This is a genomic window from Flavobacterium enshiense (genome assembly GCF_022836875.1).
GTDB lineage: Bacteria > Bacteroidota > Bacteroidia > Flavobacteriales > Flavobacteriaceae > Flavobacterium > Flavobacterium enshiense_A.
The window spans coordinates 252,175-278,736 of sequence record NZ_CP090376.1; the positions used below are offsets into that span (position 1 = coordinate 252,175).

The following is a 26,562-nucleotide window of genomic DNA, read 5'->3' on the forward strand; positions in this document are numbered from 1 at the left end:
CTATGAAAACAATCATCACACTATTGGTGATAACAGCTTCAGTTACTTTCTGTAAAGCGCAGTCAAAGCCTATTCCGGGCATGACTACAGAAACCACTGTGGTACAAACCAAAGACACTTTAATTGGGAAGCAGCCTAAGGAAGCATTATTAAAAACCCCTTACAGCCTTTGGTACAAACCAAATCATGAAAACTACAAACCGAATATGGCTACTATAGCTGAATTAAAAAAACATACAAAAGATGTTACGGTTTTGGTATTTATGGGAACATGGTGTGATGACAGTCAGTTACAAGTTCCAGGTTTTTTCAAGATTATGGAAGCTTTACAGTTTGACAACACCAAGGTTACCTTGATTGCGGTAGACAAAAACAAAAAAACTCCGGAACAATTTGAAAAAGAACTGGACATTACAAACGTCCCAACATTTATCTTTTACAAAAACGGGAAGGAAATTCACCGAATAGTAGAGCGGCCAATGGAGTCACTGGAAAAAGACATGCTTAAAATTATTTCGGGACAAAATTACAAGCACGCTTATCAAAACTAAATATTGTTTGTTGCATTTAAAAAGCATTTACAATCAACATAAACCAATAAAAATCGCGCGTAAGCAATTTACACGCGATTTTTTTTGCTAAAAACAGACATACGATCAGTAAAAGTTTACGCAATAAAAACCTCATCACAACAGTTTTATGCCTCATTAAAGCCACAATCACTCCCAGCCAAGAACGGATTAAAGTTTTAAAATACCTTCATACAAGCTAAAATTATTTTAATACATTTGCTATCCCCTTAAATAACAAAAATGAATTCCACTGTTAAATTATTTACAGCGCTTCTATTGCTTTTTTCAGCTAACCTGATGGCTCAGGCAGGGGCTTCCTCTTGTGCGCAACTTCAGGCGAATTACCAACAATATCAATCCTGTGCCACCAATCTCCCTTTCTCCAATTCCACAGGTGGCAATGCGGAGACCTTTAACACAAGCTGTATAGGAGAAGCTTTTCATGGGCCTACTTGGTTTTTTATAGAGATTCAGAACAGCGGCCCGATAACACTTCAGATACGCCAAACCGATTTATCAGGTAATGGATCCGATGTTGATTTTGTTTTATGGGGACCTTTTGCCAACTTAAACAACATTTGCAGCCAGCTTGACATTACTCGGGAAACAGATTGCAGCTGGTTAGCTGACAGCGTTGAATACGCAAATATTCCGAATGCAATTTCCGGTCAACTTTATGTGCTTTTAATCGACAATTATTCTAATGTTCCAGGAAATATTCAGATTACCCAAGTAGCCGGTACTGGCAGTTCCAATTGCGATTTTCTCTCTTCGGTTAACATCGTTGACACTTCCAACCAAGAAATAACACAATTCGATTACTGCAAACCCCAAACCAAAGATATTGTCGCAAGAGTAGATACTTCTGATTTTCCGGGGCTCTTATCAAATTTACGATTTAACTATACATGGTACAAAGACGGTGTTCAAATTGCAGCCATAAGCAATTCCACCTTATCCACCAATACGATTACCGTTTCTGACACAGGCCTTTATAAAGTCATGATTACTGCCTATGACATCACCGTTAATCCTTCCGGATCAACAACTGGCTTAAGACAAAGCACCGATGAAATAACATTGAAATTCCACATTATCCCAGTTGTCAGTATTTCGAACACCAACACACAATGTCTAAGTACTAATCCAGTATTGAACAGCTCCATAACTAACAGTTCGCAACTAAACAATTCGATTGACATTTTAACTTATCAATGGTATTTAAACAACCTTCCCATTGCAGGAGCTACATCTGCTAGTTATACTCCCACCTTACCCGGTGATTATTTTGTAAAAGGGTATAATAATCCTTGTTCAGAAGCCATCTCCAACACTATACATCTTATTGCGAGTCCGAATGTAACAATTGCTTCAGATACTACTATCTGTGAAGGCGATAGTTTTACCATAACATCTATCAACGCAAACAGTGCCTTAAACTCATCGCTTACCTATCAATGGTACAAAGATGGAAATCCAATTACAGGAGCCACAGGAAGCACTTATACTGTTTCTGCATCAAATCAAACAATCAATTCGGCGGCCACCTATTATGTAGAGACAACAGAACAAATTTTGTGCACCAACCGATCAAATTCTGTTGTTATTCGTATCAATGCATCTCCAGTTGTCAATTCGACACCGTTGCTTTTGGAACAATGCGATTATATAGCCTCTTCTACTGATGGCATCACCGAGACCAATCTGATGCAAGCCTACAATTATTTAACGAACAACACGCCGGGTCTGACACTTTATTTTTACCAGGACATCGGCTTGACCAACCTCATAACCGACCCAGTTCATTACACAAATAACTCATCTCCTTTTTCACAAACTATTTATGTAAAAATCGTTAATGAGAGCAGCACACCAAATTGTACATCTTCTGCAGTCGGCATTATTAATTTAAACGTGAATCCGACTAGTATTGCAGTTTATCCAGACATGGCTCCGGTTTGTCCTGAATTAAATATGACCTATGGCTACGCCGACTTTAATGCACAACGCCTGTTAATTAAAAACACTTATTTCCCCAGTGCAAATGTTGACATTGCTTTCTATTTAACTCCATCGGATGCTTCAACGGAATTAAACCCGGTTAGCAATACATACCAATTATCTGTCGGCACAACAACCATTTACACAAGGATCGAAACCAATAATAATTGCGACGGGATTGGAACCTTCACTGTTACCATTACGACTCCTCCAACTCAAAATGTAATTTCCAATGCCAACCTCTGTGCTTCGGACACATTTTTATTAAACAGCAAAAACCCCGAAGCTCTTTTAGGTCAAAATACTACGGTCCAGGCGAGTTATTTTACAACATTTGACAATGCAAAAAACAACATAAGCCCAATTAACCCGAATACTGCACTTCCTCTTACAGTAAACACAAAAACCATTTTCGTAAGATTATACGATTCTCTCACGCAATGTATTTCTGTAGTGAATTTCGATATTCAAGTTTATCCGAACCCGCAATTTTCACAACCAGCACCAATTAAGCTGTGCGGAACAAATTCAGCGACGTTCGATTTAACCAGCAGAATTTCCCAAATAACGCAAAACAACTCCATTTTACAGGTTACTTTTTACCAGACCAATGCTGATCTGATAGCTGGAAATGCAATACCAACCCCAAATGCATTTACTTCCGGGACTACTACGGTATTCGTTAAAATAGCTGATCCGTCTAATAACAATTGTTTCAGCACGACTACCTTGGCATTATTTGTTTTAGATTTACCCGGAGCTACAAATAACCCGACGCCAATCGAAATCTGTAATAATTCCGGAACTACTGGATTTGAAAGCTTCAATTTAAGAGCAAGGGAAATACAAATGGTAGGAAACACGCCGCCATCCGATATAGATTTCAAATATTATATTGATGAAGATGATGCAATTGCAAACAACATAAACTACATTACAAATCCTACACTCTTTACGAATACCATTGCCAACTATCAGAAAATTTACGTGCGACTTAACAGCAGGGTGAATACAGATAGTGAAACCGATCTGAAATGTTTCAGAATACTTGAACTGGAACTTTTCGTCCGCCCTTATCCTGAAAGCAGATTAGACGTTAATCCTTATATCATCTGTGTTGACAAAGACAACTATGTAACAAGCCCTGCCATAGTAGACACTTACTTATCTGAAACCGACTATTCATTTATCTGGTACAGCGGTTTTAATGCACAACCCGGAAACGAAATTGCAGGCCAAAATTCAAGTCAGTGCACCATTTCCAACGAAGGTTCATATTCCGTAAAAGTGACCAATATTTCAAATGCTGCCAACTGTGCATCGGTATTTAATTTCACAACTAAAAATTCGTTTGTTCCGTTTTCGATAACAGCAAATCCGTCTGAATTAATTGCCTTTGGCATTGACAACACCGTAACAGCTATGGTGTTTCCTCCTTCAGAAGATTATCTGTATTCTGTAAACGATATGGGATGGCAAACAAGCAATGTCTTTACCAACTTATACGAAGCCGAATATATCCTGAAAGTTAAAAACAAATATGGATGTGGAGAAACCAGCACCACTTTCAGCGTCGTGGATTTCCCTAATTATTTCACACCTAACGGAGACGGCTTTCACGACACCTGGAACATCAAAGGGTCAAAAGTGCTAGACGCGATTACCATCCGTATTTTTGACCGATACGGAAAATTGTTAAAGGAATTGAGTCCGTCAGGACCTGGATGGGACGGGACTTATAATGGCAATACCCTTCCTTCCGATGACTATTGGTTCAAATTGATTTATACAAAAGACAATGTCACCAAAGAATTCAGAGGCCATTTCGCCATGAAACGATAAAACGAAAAGGGTTAGCATCTCAGTGAGCTAACCCTTTTTGTTTATAAGCCTTTCAGCATTGCAAAATATTCTTTTTCCAACCATTCCTGATGATTTGGATGAGCAATTTTTACCATTTCCGCCAAACGTTGCTTTAATGTTTTCCCATATAAATCGGCAATACCGTTTTCGGTGATAATATGCTGCACATGCGAACGAGTAGTAACCACACCGGCACCTTGTTTTAAATAGGGAACAATTCGGCTCTCCCCTCTTTTAGTAACCGATGGTAATGCAATAATCGCCTTTCCTCCTTCGCTTAAAGAGGCTCCTCGAATGAAATCCATTTGACCGCCCACACCCGAATACATTTTCGCGCCTATCGAATCGGCACAAACCTGTCCCGTAACATCAACTTCTATGGCCGAATTTATTGCCACCATTTTCGGATTTCGTCTGATTACCGACGTATCGTTCACGTATGATGACTCACGCATTTCGATAAACGGATTATCATTCACAAAATCATACAACCGCTGCGAACCGATAAGAAATGTAGCAAGAGCCCTTCCTCGGTTCACGCCTTTATAATTGCAGTTAATAACATCTTTTTCAATAAGGTCGATTACCCCGTCAGAAAACATTTCGGTATGCAATCCTAAATCTTTGTGATTGGTCAGTTTTGCCAGTGCCGCATTCGGAATGGACCCAATACCCATCTGAAGCGTACTTCGGTCTTCAATAAGACTCGCCACGAAAGCACCGATTTTCTCCTCCTCCGGAGAAATCGCAGCCATCCCATGACCGAGAATCACTTCATCCACTTCCACCAAATAATCGATTTCGGAAACATGCAGAATACCATCTCCAAAAGTCCTAGGCATCTTCGGATTGACCTGCGCCACAACAGTTTTGGCGTTTTCAATGGCAGCTAACGTAGCTTCCACCGAAACCCCTAATGAACAATACCCATGTTTATCCGGCGGGGAAACATGAATAAAAACCACATCTAAATGCACTGCTTTTTTTCGGAACAACTGAGGCAATTCACTCAGAAATACAGGCGTATATGAACCATTACCCGCTGCCAATGTATGACGGACGTTACTTCCGATGAAAAATGAATTTACATGAAAACTTTCCGACAAGTCAGGATTCGCATAAGGCGCATCTCCTTCTGTATGCAGGTGACAGACCTCAACATTTCGCAATTCCGAAGCTCTTTCAGTCAACGCTTTGGTCAAAACAGACGGCGCCGCTGCGGCAGCCTGAACATAAACCCGATCTCCGGATTTCACAACTTTGACAGCTTCTGCCGCCGATAAATACTTACCCATACGCTGAATTTTTAAGTAAATTTAAACCCTATTAAGTTACGAAATCGTGACAAAAGTCATAACGAAATATCAAATAAAAATTTATCATCAGAATATTGTGTATTTTTGCAGACCAATAATTTGAAGATATGATTATCGTTAAAACCCGTGAAGAGATTGAATTGATGCGTGAAAGCGCCCTAATCGTTTCTAAAACACTGGGAATGATTGCTTCTGAAATCAAACCCGGCGTAAGCACTTTATATTTAGACAAATTAGCCGAAACGTTTATTCGTGACCATGGTGCCACTCCTGCCTTTTTAGGCATGTACGGTTTCCCGAATTCGCTTTGCATGAGTCCGAACGCTCAGGTAGTTCATGGAATTCCAACTGACAAACCTTTGGAAAGCGGCGACATTATCTCGGTTGATTGCGGTGCGTTGAAAAACGGTTTTTACGGAGATCACGCCTATACCTTCGAAGTTGGTGAGGTTACTGATGCGACCAAAAAACTACTAAAAGTCACTAAAGAATCGCTTTATGTAGGTATCCGCGAACTGAAGGTCGGAAACCGCACTGAAGATGTTGGAAATGCGATTCAAAAATATTGCGAAGGATTTAACTATGGGGTTGTTCGCGAATTGGTGGGTCACGGTATCGGACGCACTATGCACGAAGCTCCTGAAATGCCAAACTACGGTAAAAAGGGACGCGGTAAATTACTTGTTGAAGGCATGGTGGTAGCCATAGAACCGATGATCAACCAGGGAACTAAAAACATCAAGCAACACAAAGATGGCTGGACGATCACTACGGCCGACAACAAGCCATCAGCACATTTTGAGCATGATGTGGCAATCATTGACGGAAAACCGGAGTTACTATCCACATTCGCATATATTTATCAGGCTTTAGGAATCACTTCCGATGAAGAAAATGAATTCAGAAAACAACCGTTAGCTATCTAATGAAGAAGATTTTCAGATTCATTTTAAACACTATTCCACGTCCGATTCTTATCCGTTTGAGTATTGTGGTGCGCCCGGTATTGGCATTTTTACTCAGAGGAAACACCTTTACCGATCCCATTGACGGAAAAAGTTTCAGGATGTTTTTACCTTATGGATACGGAACGCAGCGCAACAACGTTTTGTCGCCAAGTACGCTATCCTTGGAAAGACACCGTTTGCTTTGGTTGTATTTAAAAAACGAAACCGATTTTTTTACAGCCGCTGAAAAGAAAAAAGTATTGCATTTTGCGCCGGAGCAGGAATTTCACAAACGTTTCAAAAAGCAAGCTAATATAAAATACACCACAACCGATTTGTTTTCGCCGTTGGCAGATGTTAAGGCTGATATCTGTAATTTACCGTTTGAAGACAATTCGTATGATATTATTTTCTGCAACCACGTTTTGGAACATATCCCTGATGACACCAAAGCTATGCAGGAATTGTATCGTGTATTAAAACCAGGCGGCATGGGCATTTTCCAGATACCACAGGACTTATCAAGAGCCATCACTTTTTCAGATGATTCCATAACGGATCCCAAAGAAAGAGCAAAAATATTTGGACAGTACGATCATGTCCGCGTTTACGGAAGAGATTATTTCGACAAGTTAAGAAGTATCGGCTTCAGAGTTACCGAAGAAGATTACACCAATAAAATTGCACCTGAACTGGTTGAAAAATATTGTTTGGCGAAAGGGGAAATTATTCCGGTTTGCTACAAATAAAAAGCGCTGCCATGGCAGCGCTTTTTGTTTAACTATTCGTTTTTGATTTGATTGAATTGATTATGATTTTTCAGGCATTAGCATTCCTACCACTTTATCTTTAGTAAGATATTTTTTGGCAACATCCTGAACTTCTTTAGCCGTTAAAGCATTTACTTTTTCTTCGAATTTCAACACTTCTTCAGCGCTTTGATCGTTCGAATAAGATCTGATGAAATTGGACAGCCAGAACCTGTTTTCTTTGCTCTCTTTTTTGAAATCCAGCAATTCCCCTTCTTTGAACTTCGCCATATCTTTCGCTTCCGGTCCGTTAGCGATGATTTTCTGAAGTTCGTTTAAAGCCGAAGCCGTTAACTTCTCAGCATTATCAGGTCCGCAAGGAAAGTTGATGTTAAAATTAAAATAACCGTAAGGCATCTTCATCATACTTCCTCGGGCATTCACACCATAAACGCCGCTTTCATTTTCACGTAATTGCTCCACCAATTTGATAGTTAGCACCTCACCAAGTGCTTGCAGGGCAAAAGCATCTTTTGCAGAATATTGCGCATCCCCATAATACATGATATTCACCGTACTCTTAGGATCTTTTCCTTTATTAACCACTTTTTTATGCTCTCCTTTCAACATTCGATAACCTAAATCTTTGGCTTTTTCTTTCATTGGGGCTGCAGGTAAAGACGCTAAATATTTTACCGCATAGTCTTCAATCACCTTATCATCAACGTTACCTACAAAGAAAAACTCGAAATCGGCAGCATTCGCAAAACGCTCCTTGAATTTATCATAAGCCAGTTTATAATCGGTTTCCGCCCATGTTTTGTCTGTTGGAACCAAACCGTTAAATCGCGGATTTTCCTTGTTCAGATACGTATAAAACTCCTGTTGGAAATAAAAAGCAGGTTGGGATGTCATGTTTTTATAGAACGCTGATTGTTTTTGCCTGTAACCTTCAAAAGCTTCTGCATCATAATTCAGATCAGTAAAATAGGCATACGTTTGCTGGAATAAATACTCTAGATCTTTTGGTGTCGCATTCCCTCTTAAACCTTCGGTTGTGCTACTGATGTATGGTGCAACATTCGCGATTTTACCTGTCATAAATTTATTGATGTCGTTCAATTTCAAACCGGAAAAACCTGCTTCCGCCAAAGCACCATTGGCGAACTGGATTTTTTTCATTTCCGCATCAGAATATAAATTCGTTCCTCCAAAACTTACTGCTTCAAACAAAACCTCATCGTTTTTAAAGTCTGTTTTTTTGTAGGTAACTTTAGCACCGTTAGACAAGTACAATGTTTTGGTTCCTAATTTTTCATTGTTTTCGCGTCGGATAATAGTTCCGGCATTCGGTTCAACTTTCAATAATCCTTTTGCCACAGCGACATCTTGATATGCGGTAATTTCGGAATCATTAACTTTCAATGCATTCACAACCTCCTGCTCCGTTGGTTTTTTAAGATTCTCTTTTTCCGGACCGGTTAAAACAACCACACGGTTTTCATCTTTAATAAAACCATCCATCAAACCATTAATATCTTTCAGTTCTATTGAAGGCAAAATCTGTTTAACAGTTGCATATGTCCATTCGATTCCCGGCGTTGGCTCCTTTTTCAAGAAATGCGATTGATATTCGCCTACAAAATTCGCCGAATTCGTTTTGTTTCTGTCATTATATTGCTTTTCAATTTCGGCAGTTATTTCAGCTTTGGCTCTATCTAATTCACCCTGAGTAAAACCATATTTTTTAGCTCTTTGATTTTCTCTGACCAAAACTTTTAATGCCTCGATTTGCTTATCTTCCTGAGACATGGCTACTGACTGGAAAGCTTCCTTGTTTCTCGCCCATGTTCCCCCGTGAAACGAATATCCGTATGTAAACGGAGGAGTAGCCGAATTGGTAAGTTCATCAAGACGTGCGTTAATCATGGATGAGAACAAGCCTTCGGCCAAATCATCCTTCAAATCTTTCAGGGTAACAACAGGTTTTGGCAAACCTGTATCTTTGTACATCAGTTGCACCTGAGCACTTGACGCTTCCTTATCACTTTCAATGGCAACAAAAGTTTCTTTGTGATTCGGCACAACAAATGTTTTTCTTGGTCTTTCGTTTTTCGGATTTTGGTAATTCGAGAAATGGTCAATGATTTTTTTCTCCATTTCAGCTACATCAATATCGCCCACCACGATTACGCTCATCAGATTCGGACGGTACCAGTCCTTGTAGAAACGGATTAACGATTCATGCTTGAATTTTTCAAGAATTTCTTTTTGTCCGATTGGCAAACGTTTGGCATAATGCGAATTGTACATCAGTTTAGGCATAAAGCGCCCCATCATACGTTTTTGAGCACCTAACCCCAAGCGGTATTCCTCTAAAACAACACCTCTTTCTTTATTGATTTCTTCCGGAGTCAAAACGGCGTTGAAAGCCCAATCTTCCAAAATCTGAAACCCTTTTTCCAGTTTTTCAGGACTGTCGGTAGGAATCGGAAGGAAGTAAACCGTTTCATCAAAACTCGTATAGGCATTTAAATGCTGACCGAACTTCACCCCGATGCTTTGCAGGTAATCCACTAATTGATTTTTAGGAAAACGTTTCGTTCCGTTAAAGCACATGTGCTCCATAAAGTGAGCCAATCCCTGCTGGTCGTCATCTTCAAGAATGGAACCCGCATTAATGACAAGACGTAAATCGACTTTATTTTCAGGCTTGGCATTTTTCTTGATGTAATACGTGAGCCCGTTTTTCAGTTTTCCGGTTTTTACTTCCGGATCAAACGGAATTGTTTTTGAAAGATCCATTTCCTGAGCGAAAATCATCGCCGGAAACAGAAACAATCCAAAGGTCAGTTTGTTAAATTGTTTCATGAATTAAATTAAATTGTTATTTTTCTGTAAAACTATTCATATAACTCAAAAGTAGGTTTTTTATTATAATTACTTTAACACAAATCATAAAAACGAACAAAACCAAGGAAAACAAAAACAGTTTAAAATCGATGTTAATCCTTATATTTACACTTTAATTCCTTCATGTTTACAAAGATGACTCAAAGAAAAATTTATACTCTTTTATTGATATGCATGAGTCTTTTCCATGCCTTTGCACAGGTTGAAAACGAAGTTGCGCCTCCTTTTAACATCAAAAGTGTAGCTTTCGTGCAAAACGGAAATGTTACGATACCCATATTCCGTTTGGGCGAACCTTTTCAGTTGGAATTTGATGACGTTTACGGAAATGAAGCCGATTACTACTTCACCATCACCCAATATAATTACGATTGGACGCCGACCGATTTAGGCAAAGCCGAATACATGAGGGGAATCGACAATCAACGCATCATTAATTACAAAAATTCATTTAATACACTTCAGTTATATTCCCATTACACTCAAAATTTCCCGAATAAATTCAACCAGATTATACTAACAGGCAATTACATGCTGAAAATCTTCAATTCCAGTCAGGAATTGGTTTTTTCACGCAAATTCATCATTTATGAAGACCGCGTTCCAGTTGCGGTTCAGGTTAAACGTTCCCGCGATTTGGAAATCATCGACCACATGCAGAACCTGTATTTTACCATCAGTACTGCAAATTATCTTCTCCAAAATCCAATTCAGAATGTAAAAATCGCCTTGTTTCAAAACGGACGACTGGATAACGGCATATACAATATCAAACCGCAGTACACCATTGGTTCTGAATTGATTTACCGTCATGAAAAAGAAACGCGATTTTGGGGCGGAAACGAATTTTTAAATTTCGAAAATAAAGACATTAGGGCGGTCGCTAACAATGTAGCACATGTAAGTGCGGGCGATCTCTACAATTCGCATCTGTACATGAATACTTCCCGAAAAAAGAGTCAGTACACTTATTATCCGGACATCAACGGAAGTTTCCTGCCCAACAACATCAATGCAGAAGACAATAATATAGAAGCCGATTATGCCTGGGTATATTTTACCCTAAACACGAATACCTTCATGGACAAAAGCGATATTTATATCGGCGGAATGTTCAACAATTTTGCACACATCCCCGAATATAAAATGGACTACAATTCCGAAAAAGGATTGTATGAAAAAGCACTTTTAATCAAACAAGGTTTTACGAACTATCAATATGAGATTGTAGATAAAAACGGAAAAGTCGATTTTCAAAATGCCATCGACGGAAATTATTGGCAAACCGAAAACAATTATTTCGTTCTTGTCTATTACCGAGGAAACAATGACCGTTATGACCGGGTTATTGGTAAAGGGATTGCAACTTCAACAAACATAACGAATTAAAAAAGTTTTAAATTTTACAATCAAAAATAAATATTTTGCTATTTTTGGAGTTACAAACCCAATTTTTACAAAAAATATGGTTTCACAAATAACGAGCGGCATTAAAATTTCTGTGTTAACTAGTTTTGAGGGCACTTACTTCAAAAACTACAAGATTCATTTTGCCTTCAGTTATGAAGTAACCATAGAAAACCAAAGTAAAGATTCGGTACAATTGAATTCCCGCCACTGGGAAATTTACGATTCACTTAATGATCTTGAAATCGTTGATGGAGAAGGTGTAATTGGAAAAAAACCGGTATTAAAACCCGGAGAAAAACACACTTACAGTTCAGGCTGTCTGCTTTCATCCCCTTTTGGCGCAATGCACGGCTATTTTAATATGGTGAATTTCACAACCACAAGAAGTTTCCGCGTTATCATTCCTACTTTTAAACTAAGCGCGCCGTTCGCCTTAAATTAAGCCTAAAAATTACAATAGCATTAACATTCACCGATTAACTAATTGGCTAATAATTTGTATCTTCGCTACGCGAAATTTTTGATAACTCAAATTATAACAAATTATGCCAAAAGGAATCTACAATGTTCCAACAGCGTATAACGAATTCGTTAAAACATACGCTCCCGGGACCCCTGAAAGAGAAGCTGTGGCTGCAGCTTTCAAACAAATGTTCAACAGTACAGTTGATGTACCTTTATATATTGGCTCAGAGGAAATCCGTACCGGAAAAACCAAAAACATGACGCCTCCTTTCGATCACAAACATGTGGTTGGACAATATCACGAAGCAGAAAAAGAGCACATTGAAAAAGCGATTGCTGCTGCTTTGGAAGCAAAGAAAAAATGGGCCAACATGCCTTGGGAACAAAGAGCTTCCATTTTCTTAAAAGCTGCCGAATTATTAGCAGGACCTTACCGTGCGAAAATCAATGCAGCAACTATGATTGCTCAGGCAAAAACAGTACACCAGGCAGAAATCGATTCGGCTTGTGAGTTGATCGATTTCTTGCGTTTCAACGTACAGTTCATGACGCAGATTTATTCCGAGCAACCAATTTCCTCTGAAGGAATCTGGAACAGAATGGAGCACCGTCCGTTAGAAGGATTCGTCTATGCCATCACTCCGTTTAACTTTACGGCCATTGCAGGAAACTTACCGGCGGCTCCGGCTTTAATGGGTAACGTAGTAATCTGGAAACCGGCTGCTACGCAGGTATATTCTGCTAACGTAATCATGGAAGTTTTCCAACAGGCTGGTCTACCGGCTGGTGTTATCAACATGATCACAGGAAATTCAGCAATGATTTCAGATACTTTATTAGGAAGTGCTGATTTCGCAGGAATCCACTTTACGGGATCAACAGGAGTTTTCAATGACATGTGGGCAAAAATTGGTCAAAATATCAGCAAATACAAATCATATCCAAGAATCGTAGGGGAAACAGGAGGAAAAGATTTCGTTCTGGCTCACCCATCTTCGATTCCGGCGCAAGTTGCTACTGCTTTAACAAGAGGCGCTTTCGAATATCAGGGACAAAAATGTTCTGCTGCTTCAAGAGCTTATATTCCGGCTTCACTTTGGCCAGAAGTTAAAGAATTATTGTTAGCCGATTTAGCTTCCATTAAAATGGGCTCACCGGAAGACATGAGCAACTATATGTCTTCAGTTATTTCAGAACAGTCTTTCGACAAGTTAGCTGGTTTCATCGACCAAGCTAAGAAAGATGCAGATGCTGAAATTATTGCCGGAGGAGGTTATGACAAATCGGTTGGGTATTTCATTCAGCCAACGGTTATCTTAACTACGAATCCGAAATACAACACGATGTGTACGGAATTATTCGGTCCGGTTTTAACTATCTACGTTTACGAAGATGCTAAATGGACTGAAACATTGGCTTTAGTTGACGGAACTTCAAACTATGCATTGACAGGAGCTATCTTCAGCCAGGATCGTTATGCCATTGTTGAGGCTACTAAAGCATTGGAAAATGCAGCAGGAAACTTCTACATCAACGACAAACCGACAGGAGCCGTCGTTGGTCAGCAGCCATTTGGTGGAGCCAGAGCTTCCGGAACCAACGACAAAGCGGGTTCAATTTTGAACTTGTTGCGCTGGGTTTCTCCAAGAACGATCAAAGAAACTTTCGTTACACCGACAGATTATCGCTATGCTTTCTTAAAATAAGAAGCAAAATCATAAAAACGAAAAACGTCCCAAATTGGGACGTTTTTTTATGACTTATATTTTAGCGGTAAGTGTACTACTTTTTTAGTTTCGAAAAATTCATCTTCAAAGAAATCCGATAAATTATATTCCGTTGCCTTTGGAAAATCTTTCAGTTCTTCAGACAAATCCCCGCCTTTCAGATATAAAATTCCGTTTTTAAGCTCGTGATTCTGTTTCTTGGCGATTTTATCTTTCACCCAAGTAAAGAAATCAGGCATATTGGTAACGGCGCGGCTCACAATGAAATCAAAGTCTTCTTTTACATTTTCGGCACGCATCTGTTCGGCCTTAACATTCTGTAATCCCAATCCTTTAGCCACTTCATTTACTACACGGATTTTTTTGGCAATCACATCAATCAGATAAAAATCGACTTCCGGATATAAAATAGCCAGCGGAATTCCGGGAAAACCGCCACCGGTTCCCACATCCAATATTTTAGACCCCGGTTTGAACTCCATTATCTTTGCGATTCCGAGAGAATGCAGCACATGTTTGGTATACAATTCATCGATATCTTTTCTCGAAATCACGTTAATTTTAGCGTTCCAATCCCTATACAATTCCTCCAGTTTTTGAAACTGTTCTATCTGATTATCAGTAAGATTAGGGAAATATTTTACAATTTCATGCATTATTCTGTCTTTTATGCAAAAGTAAGCAATTTACCGATGAATTTTTTAATCATTTTAACGGTTTGCATCTTCATTAATAGTTACCTTTGCTCGAATTTAATGAATTTGAGCATGAATAAACAAACGCCAATTTTCTCTAAGGCCGATAATCTGAAGTTTTTCAGAATCCTGAATAAGCGCGTAAACGATTATTTCAAAGAGAATAACATCAAAAAAACCGGTAACTGGAAATTACATCTGAAGACCGTTATTATGTTTTCGTTGTTCCTTACCCCCTATTTTTTGATTCTGGCGCTGGACTTCCCGCTTTGGGCTCATTTACTTTTAACCATCGTGATTGGTATCGGAATGGCAGGGGTAGGAATGAACGTAATGCACGATGGAAATCATGGATCCTATTCTTCCAAACCATGGCTGAACAAAATCATGGGCGGAAGTATCTACATTTTAGCCGGAAACGTTTACAACTGGCAGGTGCAGCATAATGTTTTGCACCATACCTACACCAACATCCACGGTCACGACGAAGATCTGGAAGCCGGAAGAATTATCCGTTTTACAAAACACTCCGATTGGTCGCCAATCCATAAATTCCAGCACTATTATTCTGTATTTCTTTATGGATTACTAACATTCAACTGGGCTATTACGACGGATATAAAACAAACCAGACGTTATATCAAGAAAAAATTATCCTATGGTGAATTTCCAAGTCCTATAAAGCTATGGAGCACTTTGGTTATCACAAAAATCATTTATTTTTCGATTTGGCTGGCAATTCCAATGATTCTTGGCATCGTTTGGTGGGAGGTTATTTTAGGATTTTTAGTAATGCATTATACTGCCGGTCTGATTTTGAGCATCGTTTTCCAATTGGCACACATTGTTGAAGAAACCGATCATCCGCAACCGGACGAAAACAATGAAATCGAAAACACCTGGGCAATCCATCAGTTGTTCACCACAGCAAATTTCGCTCCGAAAAACTGGCTGATAAACTGGTACACCGGAGGACTGAACCATCAGATTGAACATCATATTTTCCCAAATATCAGTCATATTCATTATGGCAAAATAGGTGAAATCGTAAAACAGACTGCAGCCGAATGCAATCTGCCATACTATGAATTTAAGACAATGAGTTCTGCTGTCTATTCCCACTTCAAACATCTGAAGGAATTAGGTCAGAAACCGCAATTAGCATAAATAAAAAATAACTACATAACATCAGAACTATGAACCCGCTTTCGGACAGAATTAACAATTTATCTACGTCGCAAACGTTAGCTATGGCTGCGTTAGCCAGAGAATTAAAGGCTCAAGGAAAAGACATTATCAGTTTAAGTTTAGGAGAACCGGATTTCAATACTCCGGATTTCATCAAAGAAGCTGCAAAAAAAGCCATCGATGAAAATTACAGCACCTATACTCCGGTAGAAGGTTATCTGGAATTGAAAGAAGCGATTTGCCGCAAATTCAAAAGAGACAATCATTTAGAATATACACCTTCGCAAATTGTAGTTTCTACCGGTGCGAAGCAATCCTTATACAACATTGCGCAGGTAATGTTAAACCACGGAGACGAAGTAATCCTTCCTGCTCCTTACTGGGTAAGTTATTTCGAAATCGTCAAACTTTCGGGAGGTGTTCCGGTAGAAGTACCAACATCTGTTGAAACTGATTTCAAAATCACACCTGAGCAATTGGAAGCTGCCATCACACCAAAAACAAAAATGATGTGGTTCAGCTCACCATGTAACCCAAGTGGTTCGGTATACAGCCGCGAAGAATTAACTGCTTTAGCAAAAGTATTGGAGAAATACCCGAACATTTATGTAGTTTCCGATGAAATCTACGAACACATCAACTTCTCAGGAACATTCTGCAGTATCGGATCTATTCCGGGAATGTTTGAAAAAACCATCACGGTTAACGGAGTAGCAAAAGCTTTCGCTATGACAGGATGGAGAATCGGATATATGGGAGCTCCTGAATTTATCGCTAAAGCATGTACAAAAATTCAGGGACAGGTAACCAGCGGAGCAAACTCAATCGCACAACGTGCTACCATCACTGCTGTTGACGCAGACCCATCGGTTTTAAAACACATGGTAGATGCCTTCCACAGTCGTCGTGACTTAGTTGTTGGTTTATTAAAAGAAATCCCGGGAATTAAAATCAACGTTCCGGAAGGTGCTTTCTATGTATTCCCAGACGTTTCTTCGTTCTTCGGAAAAACATTGAGAGGCCATGAAATCAAAGACGCAAACGATTTCTCAATGTATCTTTTAGCCGAAGCCAATGTAGCGACAGTAACCGGAGACGCTTTCGGAAACCCGAACTGTATCCGTTTCTCGTACGCAACCAGCGAAGAAATACTAAAAGAAGCTTTACGCCGAATTAAAGAAGCGGTAACCAATACCGAAGTTCTAGCATAATTTAAAAAGCCTCAAGTTTTCTTGAGGCTTTTTTTATTAAAACAGTTTAATCAGAACACTAATAGGAAACCGTATATCCAACCCCTATGTTGTACATTGGATATTTCTTATCCTTTTTATACACCATCGGACGATTGATTCGGTTCCATTTTTTATCCTCATTAAACACATGACGAAATAAAGTCAGGATTCCTTTCGTCTCTTCCACCAACGGATAATTCGGCAATATAATCTTGATAAACTTCTTCTTAACACCTTGGACCTCACGGATTTCAAAAGGCAATTCCGGTGTGTATTGCCCTGATTCGTCTGTTTTTCCGAGAACGGTCATCACAACAAAAAAACCTTCATCAGGAATTGGGATGCTCTCCTCAAAACCAACCTCAATCTTTTTGGAAATTTTATCAGACTGAATCACGAAAATCTTCTCGTAATCATAGAGTTTACTATTCGGTAACATTTCTGAACTACTCATGAATTCAAAACGAACCATTGTTCCATAGGGATTATCTTCAAATGAAGATTCGGTTATCCCCTGATAGAGATCTTTTACAATCAAAGGAATGGTAACCGACTCCAAAATACCATTCTTTTTTTCAGATGGAATGTAAAACGCAAATTGCTGCCCGATAGACGACCAATACATCTCATCGATATTATCGTGCAAAGAAGGTTTGACCACAAATTTTTTCTTCTTTTTTACTTCTTTCCGTGAAGCTGAAATTTTTACTTCGTTCAGCATACTTGCCTCAGGTCTGAGTAAAATTTGATTCCCATTTAATTTATCGACTGAAACAATTTTAGAAGTATAACCGACATACGTAATTTTTATTTTATTCGGCATATCATTATTTAAGACTGCCTTCCCATTCTCATCGGTAAACAAACCATACCCATTTTGAAAACCTATACTTGTGTAGGGAAGCGTTTCATTTGTAACCGAATCTTTTACGACAATATACCGTTCCTGAGAATATAACTTCTGCGCCAAAAACAGCACCATTAAAAAAATTATCTTTTTAAACATATTAAACAAGTAAATAGAATTGAAGTGTAAAAATCGCTATTATAACTTCAAAATTCTTAAAATCGTATCTTAAAAACATTTCTTGTCCAAAACTTTTAAACTTTTTATCTTTAAACCCTAAACTAACTCAAAAAAATGCAAAAAAAGATACTCTTATTAGGTTCCGGGGAACTCGGAAAAGAATTTGTTATAGCAGCACAACGCATCGGCCAGAAAGTCATTGCCGTCGACAGTTATGAAAATGCCCCGGCCATGCAGGTAGCACACGCATTTGAAGTAATCAACATGCTGGACGGCACCGAATTAGACCGCATCGTAGCCAAACACCAGCCGGATTTTATCGTTCCCGAAATCGAAGCTATCAGAACCGAACGTTTTTACGATTATGAAAAACAGGGGATCACTGTAGTTCCGTCAGCCAAGGCTGCCAATTTCACTATGAACCGAAAAGCAATCCGAGATTTGGCTGCAAAAGAATTGGGTCTCCGAACCGCAAATTACCGATACGCCACAACCAAAGAAGAATTGGAAAAAGCTGTAGCCGAAGTGGGTATTCCCTGCGTGGTAAAACCGCTGATGAGCTCTTCCGGAAAAGGCCAATCTACCATAAAAGGAGACACTTCGACGGAGCTCAGTGCAAGTATTGAAAAAGCCTGGAATTATGCCGTTGAAGGTTCGCGAGGCGACATCATTGAAGTTATCGTGGAAGCATTTGTGAATTTCAATTCGGAAATTACATTACTGACAGTTACACAGAACAACAATCATACATTATTCTGCGCACCAATCGGACACAGACAGGAGCGCGGCGATTATCAGGAAAGCTGGCAACCGGCTCGCGTTTCCCAAAAAGATATAGAAGAAGCTCAGGATATGGCAAGAAAAATAACCGAAGCTTTAGGAGGCGCCGGACTTTTTGGCGTGGAATTTTTCCTTACCGATGAAGGCGTCTATTTTTCAGAATTATCCCCACGACCGCACGATACGGGAATGGTTACCTTATCCGGAACACAGAACTTCAACGAGTTTGAGCTACATCTGCGCGCTATTTTAGGCTGGCCGATTTCAGAAATCACCCTTGAAAAAGTAGGTGCCAGTGCGGTAATCTTAGCTTCCGAAAACTCAGAAAACCCAACGTATACCGGAATCGAAAAAGTCGCCAGCTTATCAAAAACCGATTTTAGAGTCTTCGGCAAACCAACGTCCAGACCTTACAGACGAATGGGAGTTGTTCTGTCTAATGACCACTTAGACACACCGGTAGAAGAAGTCGTGGAAAGAGCAAAAAAAACCGCTGCATTAGTTACAGTAAATTCTTAATTTTACTACCTAGTTTTCTAATGCAGATTTAAATGAAAAAGGTTTTTACTCTTCTATTCCTATTGTTTGCCTTTTTGAGTTTTTCTCAAAACCCTTATCAAATGACCAGCAAATCAGTCCCAACTTTTAATGGAAGTGATGCAAAGTCAAATAAGGAAAAAAAGCTTGAAGAGATTACGATCAAAACACTTAAGCATATTGAAATAAAAACAGACAGTGTTTTTCTTAGAAGATTAGGACTGAAAGAAAATGATTCCATCAGCTTTAACGTAGTCTATTTAATATCTTCGTATGGAACGACACCGATGGATTCCGTTCAAATAGACACGGGTGTAAAAACACTTGACAATTATATGAAACTGATGATTAATTCGCTTCCAAAATTTGTCCCTGCACTCAATCCTGAAACCAATGAGGCCATGGATTACAAGATAAATATGGAGGCAAAATTCACAGTTAAGGAAAGAAAATTAAAAGCTATATTCGCCGAGAAGAGGGAAGTTACAAATACCCATCCAATTTTGGAAGGCTGTCAGAATGAAAAGTTCGATCACAACAAAATAAGTTGTAGTACTACAAAAATATACAAGCACATATACAATAAACTGTCGAAGCACAAACCCTCACTCCCAGAAGGAGTACATATGATACAAATATTAGTTAACTTTTCTGTTAACGAATATGGCAAAACTGAAAATGTTAAAATTTTACGTCGAGGTCTAGTAGATGAAAAATTCGAGGAAAAAATAATTAAAGCCTTTGAAAGCCTTCCAATTTTTGCTCCTATTGAAAGCTTAGACACGAATGAAAAAAGAGTTTATACATTACCCATGACATTTAAAGCAAAGAGAAACAACAGTTATTTAAAACCACCCGTTTACAATTACGAAAGGAAAAGAAATTCAGGCCCTTCTCATATCATTTACAATCCACAAAGTGGCAACAATAGAGACAGAAACAATTATATAAAAGACCAAACATTTAGTTATTGATGAAAAACATAATATTTTTATTTCTAATAGGAGCAACAACTACTGCACTATCACAGGAGAAAAAAGAACAACCAAAAACACAAATCGTGGAAGCTGCCTGCGGGCAGTGTCAGTTCGGAATGCAGGAAAAAGGTTGTGATTTGGCAGTCCGTATCGAGGGAAAATCATATTTCGTCGAGGGAACCTCCATTGACGAGCATGGAGATGCTCATGCCGAAGACGGTTTCTGCAACACCATCCGTAAAGCAGAAGTATCCGGCACCATAGTCGAAGATCATTTTAAAGCCACTTCTTTCAAATTAATAGAAGAGGAAAAATAATTCACACTACTAAAAATCAGGATTAAAACACGTTCACTCAACAATTAAAAAAGAACGTGTTTTTTTTACATTATTGACAAAAAAATAATTCTTCCCAAGAGTCAATTTATCAAAATCTCATCTTTTAATTCCTAAAAAAAATTATTTCATAAATTTCAGTAAATTAAATTTAACACAAATTGTTAAGAATAAAACAAAAAAAATATTTTTACAACACGAGATATCACAAATAAAAATGATTTAAACAGTAATAAAGTAGTACTAAATTTATTAATTTTTGAAATATGTATTTCGTCGATTTTAAGTGCAGTTTATCGATTTTTTTCATCCCCTCAAACGCCCTGAGATAATTTTGCCGTGAATTATATACTATACAATTCCGAGCAAATCCATGAAAAAAAGTCTACTACTACTAATTGCCTTCATCTTATTTTCTATTAATGCCATCGGACAATGCACCATAACCGGAACAGTTAACGCGAGTACTTTAAATTGTGCTTCATTCGGTTCTTGCTCTAAGATTTATATTGGAGACGGCATTACCACTACCACTTTAAATATGGATGAAAATCTGGATTTAACGTGCCTGGGCCAGATTGAGTTCATCATTAGGGACAAAGCCACCGTTGATTTCACCAGAAATGTAGACCTAAAATTAACTGAAGGTTCATCGTTTGTCATCGAACAAGGAGGGAACTTACCAAGTAATAATCCTTGCAACGCGAATAAAACCATCTATATCGGAGATACCAAAGTAGCAAGTTGCAACGGTAATGGAGCAATTTACAGCTTTGAAGAGTTAATGGGCGGCGCAGGTTACTATGTTATTAACACAACTGCCACTCCCGCTTCTATCTGTGGTTCCGGCACATCTACACTAACTGCGACAAGAGTCCCTTCGAATTCTTCAACTAATTATACTTGGTATGATGCCAACAACAATATTGTTTCGTATTCCGCTACGTTCACCACGCCGGTACTAACGACTACAACCACATATTATGTAGAAGCGCTTATTACACCTACCAAAAGAACACCTAAACAGGCTGTTACTGTGGTTGTAAACAGTATACCGGCACAACCGGCAATTACAGTTACTCATCCAAATTGTACTACTGCAGCAGGAACTATAACAATTACTGCCCCGACTGCACCAGGAATGACTTACAGTATTGACGGTATCGCATACACTAACACTACAGGAATTTTCTCAGGCTTAGCTGCAGGCACTTACAATGTAACAGTTAAAAATCCTGCAGGATGTATTTCACCGGCAAGAGTTGTGACGCTTAACGCACCGATTCCTCCGGTACAGCCAACTTTAGGTTCGGTTATTCAGCCAACTTGTACTACAGCTACCGGAACCTTCACTATCACGAATTACAGCGCATCGTATACTTATACAGTATCTCCATCAGCAGGAACAAGCATTTCCGGAAACACTGTTACAGCCCCTGCGGGAACATATACAGTGACAGCGTCTTCGGGATCTTGTACTTCATCAGCATCTGGAAGTGTATCAATCGTTTCTATTAAAACAAACACATGGAACGGAACTGCATGGTCAACTGGCTCTGCACCTACAGGAACAGATGTAATCGTCTTTAACGGGAACTTTACTTCTTCTTCGGATTTGACCGGATGTTCTTGTCAGGTAAATTCAGGCAATGTTGTTATTACTTCAGGCAACAACGTATCCATTACTAATGGAATTACAGTTTCCGGAGGTTCGTTAACTTTTGAAGACAACAGCAGCTTGATTCAAATCAACGACAACGCAGTAAACACCGGAAACATAGTTTATAAAAGAAAAACTACACCATTAAAACAATACGACTATACTTTGTGGTCTACACCGGTAGCCAATGCTACCTTAAGCCAATTAGCAACGAATTCATTATTCTATGCTTACAGCCCAAGCATTAATGATTGGGTTCCAAAATCTGGAGGTAATGTAATGATTAATGGTCAAGGCTATGCAGGAAGAGCTCCAAGCGGTCTTAATTATGCAACGCCGCAAATTGTGGTAACAAGTTTTACGGGTGTTCCTAACAACGGTATCATAACAACACCAATAATAAAAGGAGCTGACACCGCTAACTTGATTGGAAACCCTTATCCTTCGGCAATCGATATTGATTTATTCTTAACTGATCCAGCCAATGCAGGAATTGTAAACGGAACTATTTATCTTTGGACACACAATACTGCAATCAGTAATACCATTCCAGGAGATTGGGTTTACAATTATACTGCTGATGATTATTGCAAATACAATCTTACAGGCGGAGTAACGACAGCTTCAAGAGCAATTACCGGTGGTGTAACACCAACAGGAAAAATAGCAGCAGGTCAAGGATTCTTTATAGATGCCTTAGCCAGCGGAACAGCTACTTTTAAAAACAGCATGCGTATACAGGGCAGCAACAACCAGTTTTTCAGAAATTCAGATACTAAAAACAGCACAAACAACAAACCATTAGCACTTGAAAAACACCGTGTTTGGCTTTCATTTAGCAACAATCGTGGGGCTTATAATGAAACCCTTGTAGGGTATATCCAAGGAGCGACAAATGAATTGGACAGATTATTTGACGGTAAAACAATGCCTGGTGAAAACGTAGTTTCCCTATATTCTCTGTTATCAAATCAAGAATTAAGCATCCAGGGACGCAGTTTACCGTTCTCGGCTTCAGATATCATCCCTATCGGATATACAACAACAATTACTGGAGATTTCAGCATCCATTTAGAGAATTTTGATGGTCTGTTCGCTAAACAAGATATTTATTTATTTGACAAAACAACAGGACAATATCACGATTTAAAAGCCGGAGATTTTACTTTCACAACGACAAAAGGAACATTTAATAACCGTTTTGAATTGCGTTTCAATACAGTAACACTAGGTGTTAACGCAGTAGACAATAACGATACGAATATTAGAATAATTGCTGCAGACCAACATCTTTCTGTATTATCAGGCATGTCAGACATTTCAAGTATCGAAGTTCATGATCTTTTAGGAAAATTGGTTTACTCAAAAAAAGGCATTCACACTAATAAATTCTATACAGATGCCATTCCGGCAACATCACAAATGCTGATCGTGAAGGTTACTTTAGAAGACCAGAAAAATGTCACCAAAAAAGTTTTGATGCCTTAATCTAAAAATATAGTCGCAGGACAAAAGAATTACAAATAAATGAACACCCCGTTTTACTCTAAATCGATGTAAAACGGGGTGTTTTTTTTGATAACGTTTTTTTAATAACCCAAAACGAAAACCTTATAAAATGAAGCTATCTGCAGCTCTCGGCAAAAAACAATAATTCATTAAGAAAAAGCAAGGTTCTCCTTCTCTAGATTTATGACTACTTTTTAGTACATTTGGATAAATCAATGCAGACCTTATTAGAAAATATAGCCAAACACATTTCGCTCACTGCCGTGGAGCAGGAAAGCATTTTGGACTTATTGCAAACCGAACAATATAAAGCAAAAACAACACTTTTAGAGGAAGGAAAAATCTGCACCCATTCCTTTTTCGTACTGAAGGGAATTCTTAGAAGCTATACCTTGGACGAGAACGGTGTGGAACACGTAATGAGTTTTGCCTGCCCGGGTTGGTGGATTGCCGACATGTACAGTTATCTGTCGCAACGACCGGGACAACTCTTCATAGAAACCAACGAAGAAGCCGAGGTAATTTTACTTTCCAAAGAAAATCAGGAAAAATTATACTCTATTGTTCCGAAGATGGAACGCTATTTCCGCATTCTGATCGAAAACTCATTAGTAGCAAACCAGCAGCGATTAATTGACAACATGAGTTTTACGGCCGAAGCCCGTTACGACAAATTCAGCAAAAAATATCCTGAACTGATTAACCGTCTTCCACAAAAACAAATCGCCTCTTATATTGGCGTTACTCCGGAATTTTTCAGTAAGATGAAGGCTAGATTTCTGAAAAAATAGTCGAAGTTCTCAGCTTCTGCAAACATTATACAAATTAAAATCCGTGACTACTACCTCCCTTAACTTTCTTAATCTAGGTTAAGCACTTCCTGCAGTGGCTCATCGTAACTTTGTTTCATCAAAACAACAGTTATGAACCGAAAAGATTTTATCCGAAAAACAATTTTAGGCAGCGGGGCGATAATTACAGGCTCTGCGCTGGCTAAAGAAACTTCTGAATCCGCAGAAGAAACTGTAGGGTTCAATCATATTCAAAACACCAATTCTAAAATCATGGAAAATATCATTTTACACAAAGCCAATAGCAGAGGAAATGCAAATCACGGTTGGCTGCAAAGTTACCACACCTTCAGTTTCGCCAATTACCACAATCCGGAACGAATGAATTTTGGCGTTCTACGCGTACTGAATGACGATACGGTTGCAGCTGGCATGGGCTTTGGAACACATCCGCACGAGAATATGGAAATTATCAGTATTCCGCTGGAAGGCGATTTGGAGCATCAGGACAGCATGGGAAACAAAGCCGTAATCAAAAATGGTGACATTCAGGTAATGAGCGCGGGAACCGGAATCCATCACAGCGAATACAATAAGAACGAAGACAAGCAGGTTAAATTCCTTCAGATTTGGGTCTTCCCGAACAAGCGAAATGTTACGCCGAGATACGATCAGATTACTTTAAATTCAGAAGACCGACACAATAAATTACAACAAATCCTCTCGCCGAATGCCGAGGATGCAGGAGTTTGGATTCATCAGGACGCATGGTTTCACCTGGGAAAATTCGACAAAGATGTTACAACCGACTATCATTTCAATAAACAAGGCAACGGATTGTATGTTTTTGTTCTCAACGGAGACATTACCGTTAACAATCAGGAACTGAATACAAGGGACGGTTTAGGAATATGGAACACTGACAAAGTAACGATTAAAGCTAATTCAGAAGCCGAATTCTTATTGATGGAAGTCCCTATGGCTTTATAAAGCCTCTGTCAGCAGTCAGAGCTTTAAGCAATTTGACTATAGCTATGAACAAGACAAATTTCTTAATCTAGATTAAGTCATTGATTACCAACAATAAAGTAATTTTGTAATAACACTAAAAAAATGAAGTCATGGCAACAACAAAATGGATTATCGACCCAACACACTCCGAAGTAACCTTTAAGGTGAAACACATGATGTTTACCAATTTATCCGGAAGATTTAACAGTTATGATGTGAACATTATAGCCGAGGACGATGATTTCAGTAAAGCGGTGATTGAATTCTACGTCGACTCCAATTCGGTAGATACAAGAAGCCCAGACCGTGACAATCACTTAAAAAGCGCTGATTTCTTTAACGTGGAAGAATATCCAAAAATAACCTTCAAAGCTTCTTCATTCACCAAATTGGATGATAAAAAATATGAATTGGCTGGTGATTTAACCATCAGAGATGTTACGAAATTCGTAAAACTTCCGGCCGAGTTCAGCGGACTGATGACCGATCCTTGGGGCAACACCAAAGTAGGCATCAATATTTTCGGAGAAGTAGACCGAAAAGACTGGGGTTTAAAATGGAACTCACCACTGGATAATGGAGGTTTTTTATTAAGTGACATTGTAAAATTCGACATCGAAATACAGTTGGTAAGACAATAATATTTCAGAAGAATACTTTTTGATTGATGATAGGAAGCCTGTAGTTCGCTTTGAATTGCAGGCTTTTTTACTGACACAAAAGACGCTTTCTCCATAGCCCCGTCCCGATAACTATCGGGAGGAGCGGCATCCCCCGCTAAAAAGCGGGGATATAGCGGACAGCAGGAACGACGATTCCAAAAATGTCTGAATGTTTACGCTTCTAAAAAAAACCTT

At 38.9% G+C, this 26,562-nt stretch carries 20 protein-coding genes; 16 read left to right on the top strand and 4 right to left on the bottom strand.

Features of this window, described 5'->3' with window-relative positions:
• Positions 1-2: 2 nt before the first annotated feature.
• Both LZF87_RS01160 and LZF87_RS01165 read left to right on the top strand, forming a co-directional pair.
• Complete coding sequence (locus LZF87_RS01160; RefSeq protein WP_244340395.1) at positions 3-551, top strand: thioredoxin family protein; 549 nt, start codon at positions 3-5, stop codon at positions 549-551.
• Positions 552-812: 261 nt separating this feature from the next.
• The gene (locus tag LZF87_RS01165; RefSeq protein ID WP_244340397.1) at positions 813-4,415 is read left to right on the top strand and encodes a T9SS type B sorting domain-containing protein; all 3,603 of its coding nucleotides are present in this window, start codon (positions 813-815) and stop codon (positions 4,413-4,415) included.
• 41 nt (positions 4,416-4,456) lie between these two features.
• Here LZF87_RS01165 and LZF87_RS01170 read toward each other — a convergent pair whose 3' ends face one another.
• Positions 4,457-5,731 (bottom strand): acetyl-CoA hydrolase/transferase family protein, encoded by a 1,275-nt coding sequence (locus tag LZF87_RS01170; protein ID WP_244340399.1) that lies wholly within the window; start codon positions 5,729-5,731, stop codon positions 4,457-4,459.
• Between the two features lie 128 nt (positions 5,732-5,859).
• Between LZF87_RS01170 and map the strand changes: the two genes are divergently transcribed.
• Positions 5,860-6,678, top strand: a complete 819-nt coding sequence (gene map / locus LZF87_RS01175; protein WP_244340401.1) for a type I methionyl aminopeptidase — start codon at positions 5,860-5,862, stop codon at positions 6,676-6,678.
• The gene (locus LZF87_RS01180; RefSeq protein ID WP_244340403.1) at positions 6,678-7,448 is read left to right on the top strand and encodes a class I SAM-dependent methyltransferase; all 771 of its coding nucleotides are present in this window, start codon (positions 6,678-6,680) and stop codon (positions 7,446-7,448) included. Before map ends, LZF87_RS01180 begins: the two co-directional genes overlap by 1 nt.
• Before the next feature lie 60 nt (positions 7,449-7,508).
• On the opposite strand, the gene LZF87_RS01185 is transcribed toward LZF87_RS01180, so the two are convergent.
• Positions 7,509-10,319 carry a M16 family metallopeptidase gene (locus tag LZF87_RS01185; protein WP_244340406.1) on the bottom strand — a complete coding sequence of 937 codons (2,811 nt, stop codon included), beginning with the start codon at positions 10,317-10,319 and terminating at the stop codon, positions 7,509-7,511.
• A gap of 177 nt (positions 10,320-10,496) precedes the next feature.
• On the opposite strand from LZF87_RS01185, the gene LZF87_RS01190 reads away from it, so the two are divergent.
• The 3 genes from LZF87_RS01190 (at position 10,497) to pruA (ending at position 13,942) form a co-directional block, all read left to right on the top strand.
• Complete coding sequence (locus LZF87_RS01190; RefSeq protein WP_244340409.1) at positions 10,497-11,750, top strand: DUF5103 domain-containing protein; 1,254 nt, start codon at positions 10,497-10,499, stop codon at positions 11,748-11,750.
• 76 nt (positions 11,751-11,826) lie between these two features.
• The gene (gene apaG / locus LZF87_RS01195; RefSeq protein ID WP_023573426.1) at positions 11,827-12,213 is read left to right on the top strand and encodes a Co2+/Mg2+ efflux protein ApaG; all 387 of its coding nucleotides are present in this window, start codon (positions 11,827-11,829) and stop codon (positions 12,211-12,213) included.
• A gap of 103 nt (positions 12,214-12,316) precedes the next feature.
• Positions 12,317-13,942, top strand: coding sequence for an L-glutamate gamma-semialdehyde dehydrogenase (gene pruA, locus LZF87_RS01200; RefSeq protein ID WP_244340412.1), 1,626 nt, complete (start codon positions 12,317-12,319; stop codon positions 13,940-13,942).
• Positions 13,943-13,989: 47 nt separating this feature from the next.
• Here the strand turns inward: pruA and rsmG are convergent, their stop codons facing one another.
• On the bottom strand, positions 13,990-14,619 hold the full coding sequence (rsmG, locus tag LZF87_RS01205) for a 16S rRNA (guanine(527)-N(7))-methyltransferase RsmG (protein ID WP_244340414.1): 630 nt from the start codon (positions 14,617-14,619) through the stop codon (positions 13,990-13,992).
• Between the two features lie 111 nt (positions 14,620-14,730).
• Between rsmG and LZF87_RS01210 the strand changes: the two genes are divergently transcribed.
• Positions 14,731-15,825 carry a fatty acid desaturase family protein gene (locus LZF87_RS01210; protein WP_244340416.1) on the top strand — a complete coding sequence of 365 codons (1,095 nt, stop codon included), beginning with the start codon at positions 14,731-14,733 and terminating at the stop codon, positions 15,823-15,825.
• Between the two features lie 29 nt (positions 15,826-15,854).
• Entirely contained in the window at positions 15,855-17,057 is a 1,203-nt protein-coding gene (locus LZF87_RS01215) for a pyridoxal phosphate-dependent aminotransferase (RefSeq protein ID WP_244340418.1), read from the top strand.
• A gap of 58 nt (positions 17,058-17,115) precedes the next feature.
• Here the strand turns inward: LZF87_RS01215 and LZF87_RS01220 are convergent, their stop codons facing one another.
• Positions 17,116-18,084 carry a hypothetical protein gene (locus tag LZF87_RS01220; RefSeq protein WP_244340420.1) on the bottom strand — a complete coding sequence of 323 codons (969 nt, stop codon included), beginning with the start codon at positions 18,082-18,084 and terminating at the stop codon, positions 17,116-17,118.
• A 135-nt stretch (positions 18,085-18,219) separates the two neighbouring features.
• Here LZF87_RS01220 and purT point away from each other — a divergent pair, with 135 nt between their 5' ends.
• The 7 genes from purT (at position 18,220) to LZF87_RS01255 (ending at position 26,346) form a co-directional block, all read left to right on the top strand.
• Positions 18,220-19,404 carry a formate-dependent phosphoribosylglycinamide formyltransferase gene (gene purT / locus LZF87_RS01225; RefSeq protein WP_244340422.1) on the top strand — a complete coding sequence of 395 codons (1,185 nt, stop codon included), beginning with the start codon at positions 18,220-18,222 and terminating at the stop codon, positions 19,402-19,404.
• A gap of 101 nt (positions 19,405-19,505) precedes the next feature.
• A complete protein-coding gene (locus tag LZF87_RS01230) occupies positions 19,506-20,396 on the top strand; it encodes a hypothetical protein (RefSeq protein WP_244340424.1) in 891 nt (296 codons plus the stop codon).
• The gene (locus tag LZF87_RS01235; protein WP_244340426.1) at positions 20,396-20,716 is read left to right on the top strand and encodes a DUF6370 family protein; all 321 of its coding nucleotides are present in this window, start codon (positions 20,396-20,398) and stop codon (positions 20,714-20,716) included. The genes LZF87_RS01230 and LZF87_RS01235 overlap by 1 nt, the downstream gene beginning before the upstream one ends.
• Before the next feature lie 391 nt (positions 20,717-21,107).
• Positions 21,108-23,882 carry a T9SS sorting signal type C domain-containing protein gene (locus tag LZF87_RS01240; RefSeq protein WP_244340430.1) on the top strand — a complete coding sequence of 925 codons (2,775 nt, stop codon included), beginning with the start codon at positions 21,108-21,110 and terminating at the stop codon, positions 23,880-23,882.
• A gap of 236 nt (positions 23,883-24,118) precedes the next feature.
• Positions 24,119-24,694 (top strand): Crp/Fnr family transcriptional regulator, encoded by a 576-nt coding sequence (locus tag LZF87_RS01245; protein ID WP_244340436.1) that lies wholly within the window; start codon positions 24,119-24,121, stop codon positions 24,692-24,694.
• 273 nt (positions 24,695-24,967) lie between these two features.
• Complete coding sequence (locus LZF87_RS01250; protein WP_244343841.1) at positions 24,968-25,684, top strand: pirin family protein; 717 nt, start codon at positions 24,968-24,970, stop codon at positions 25,682-25,684.
• Between the two features lie 131 nt (positions 25,685-25,815).
• Entirely contained in the window at positions 25,816-26,346 is a 531-nt protein-coding gene (locus LZF87_RS01255) for a YceI family protein (protein WP_244340440.1), read from the top strand.
• The last annotated feature ends 216 nt before the right edge of the window (positions 26,347-26,562 follow it).

Coding starts and splice junctions, on each gene's coding strand:
- LZF87_RS01170 (WP_244340399.1), bottom strand. CDS start 5,731: ATGGGTAAGTATTTATCGGCGGCAGAAGCTGTCAAAGTTGTGAAATCC.
- LZF87_RS01210 (WP_244340416.1), top strand. CDS start 14,731: ATGAATAAACAAACGCCAATTTTCTCTAAGGCCGATAATCTGAAGTTT.
- LZF87_RS01185 (WP_244340406.1), bottom strand. CDS start 10,319: ATGAAACAATTTAACAAACTGACCTTTGGATTGTTTCTGTTTCCGGCG.
- LZF87_RS01190 (WP_244340409.1), top strand. CDS start 10,497: ATGACTCAAAGAAAAATTTATACTCTTTTATTGATATGCATGAGTCTT.
- LZF87_RS01240 (WP_244340430.1), top strand. CDS start 21,108: ATGAAAAAAAGTCTACTACTACTAATTGCCTTCATCTTATTTTCTATT.
- LZF87_RS01255 (WP_244340440.1), top strand. CDS start 25,816: ATGGCAACAACAAAATGGATTATCGACCCAACACACTCCGAAGTAACC.
- rsmG (WP_244340414.1), bottom strand. CDS start 14,619: ATGCATGAAATTGTAAAATATTTCCCTAATCTTACTGATAATCAGATA.
- LZF87_RS01230 (WP_244340424.1), top strand. CDS start 19,506: ATGACCAGCAAATCAGTCCCAACTTTTAATGGAAGTGATGCAAAGTCA.
- LZF87_RS01245 (WP_244340436.1), top strand. CDS start 24,119: ATGCAGACCTTATTAGAAAATATAGCCAAACACATTTCGCTCACTGCC.
- LZF87_RS01160 (WP_244340395.1), top strand. CDS start 3: ATGAAAACAATCATCACACTATTGGTGATAACAGCTTCAGTTACTTTC.
- pruA (WP_244340412.1), top strand. CDS start 12,317: ATGCCAAAAGGAATCTACAATGTTCCAACAGCGTATAACGAATTCGTT.
- LZF87_RS01250 (WP_244343841.1), top strand. CDS start 24,968: ATGGAAAATATCATTTTACACAAAGCCAATAGCAGAGGAAATGCAAAT.
- LZF87_RS01235 (WP_244340426.1), top strand. CDS start 20,396: ATGAAAAACATAATATTTTTATTTCTAATAGGAGCAACAACTACTGCA.
- LZF87_RS01220 (WP_244340420.1), bottom strand. CDS start 18,084: ATGTTTAAAAAGATAATTTTTTTAATGGTGCTGTTTTTGGCGCAGAAG.
- apaG (WP_023573426.1), top strand. CDS start 11,827: ATGGTTTCACAAATAACGAGCGGCATTAAAATTTCTGTGTTAACTAGT.
- LZF87_RS01165 (WP_244340397.1), top strand. CDS start 813: ATGAATTCCACTGTTAAATTATTTACAGCGCTTCTATTGCTTTTTTCA.
- purT (WP_244340422.1), top strand. CDS start 18,220: ATGCAAAAAAAGATACTCTTATTAGGTTCCGGGGAACTCGGAAAAGAA.
- map (WP_244340401.1), top strand. CDS start 5,860: ATGATTATCGTTAAAACCCGTGAAGAGATTGAATTGATGCGTGAAAGC.
- LZF87_RS01215 (WP_244340418.1), top strand. CDS start 15,855: ATGAACCCGCTTTCGGACAGAATTAACAATTTATCTACGTCGCAAACG.
- LZF87_RS01180 (WP_244340403.1), top strand. CDS start 6,678: ATGAAGAAGATTTTCAGATTCATTTTAAACACTATTCCACGTCCGATT.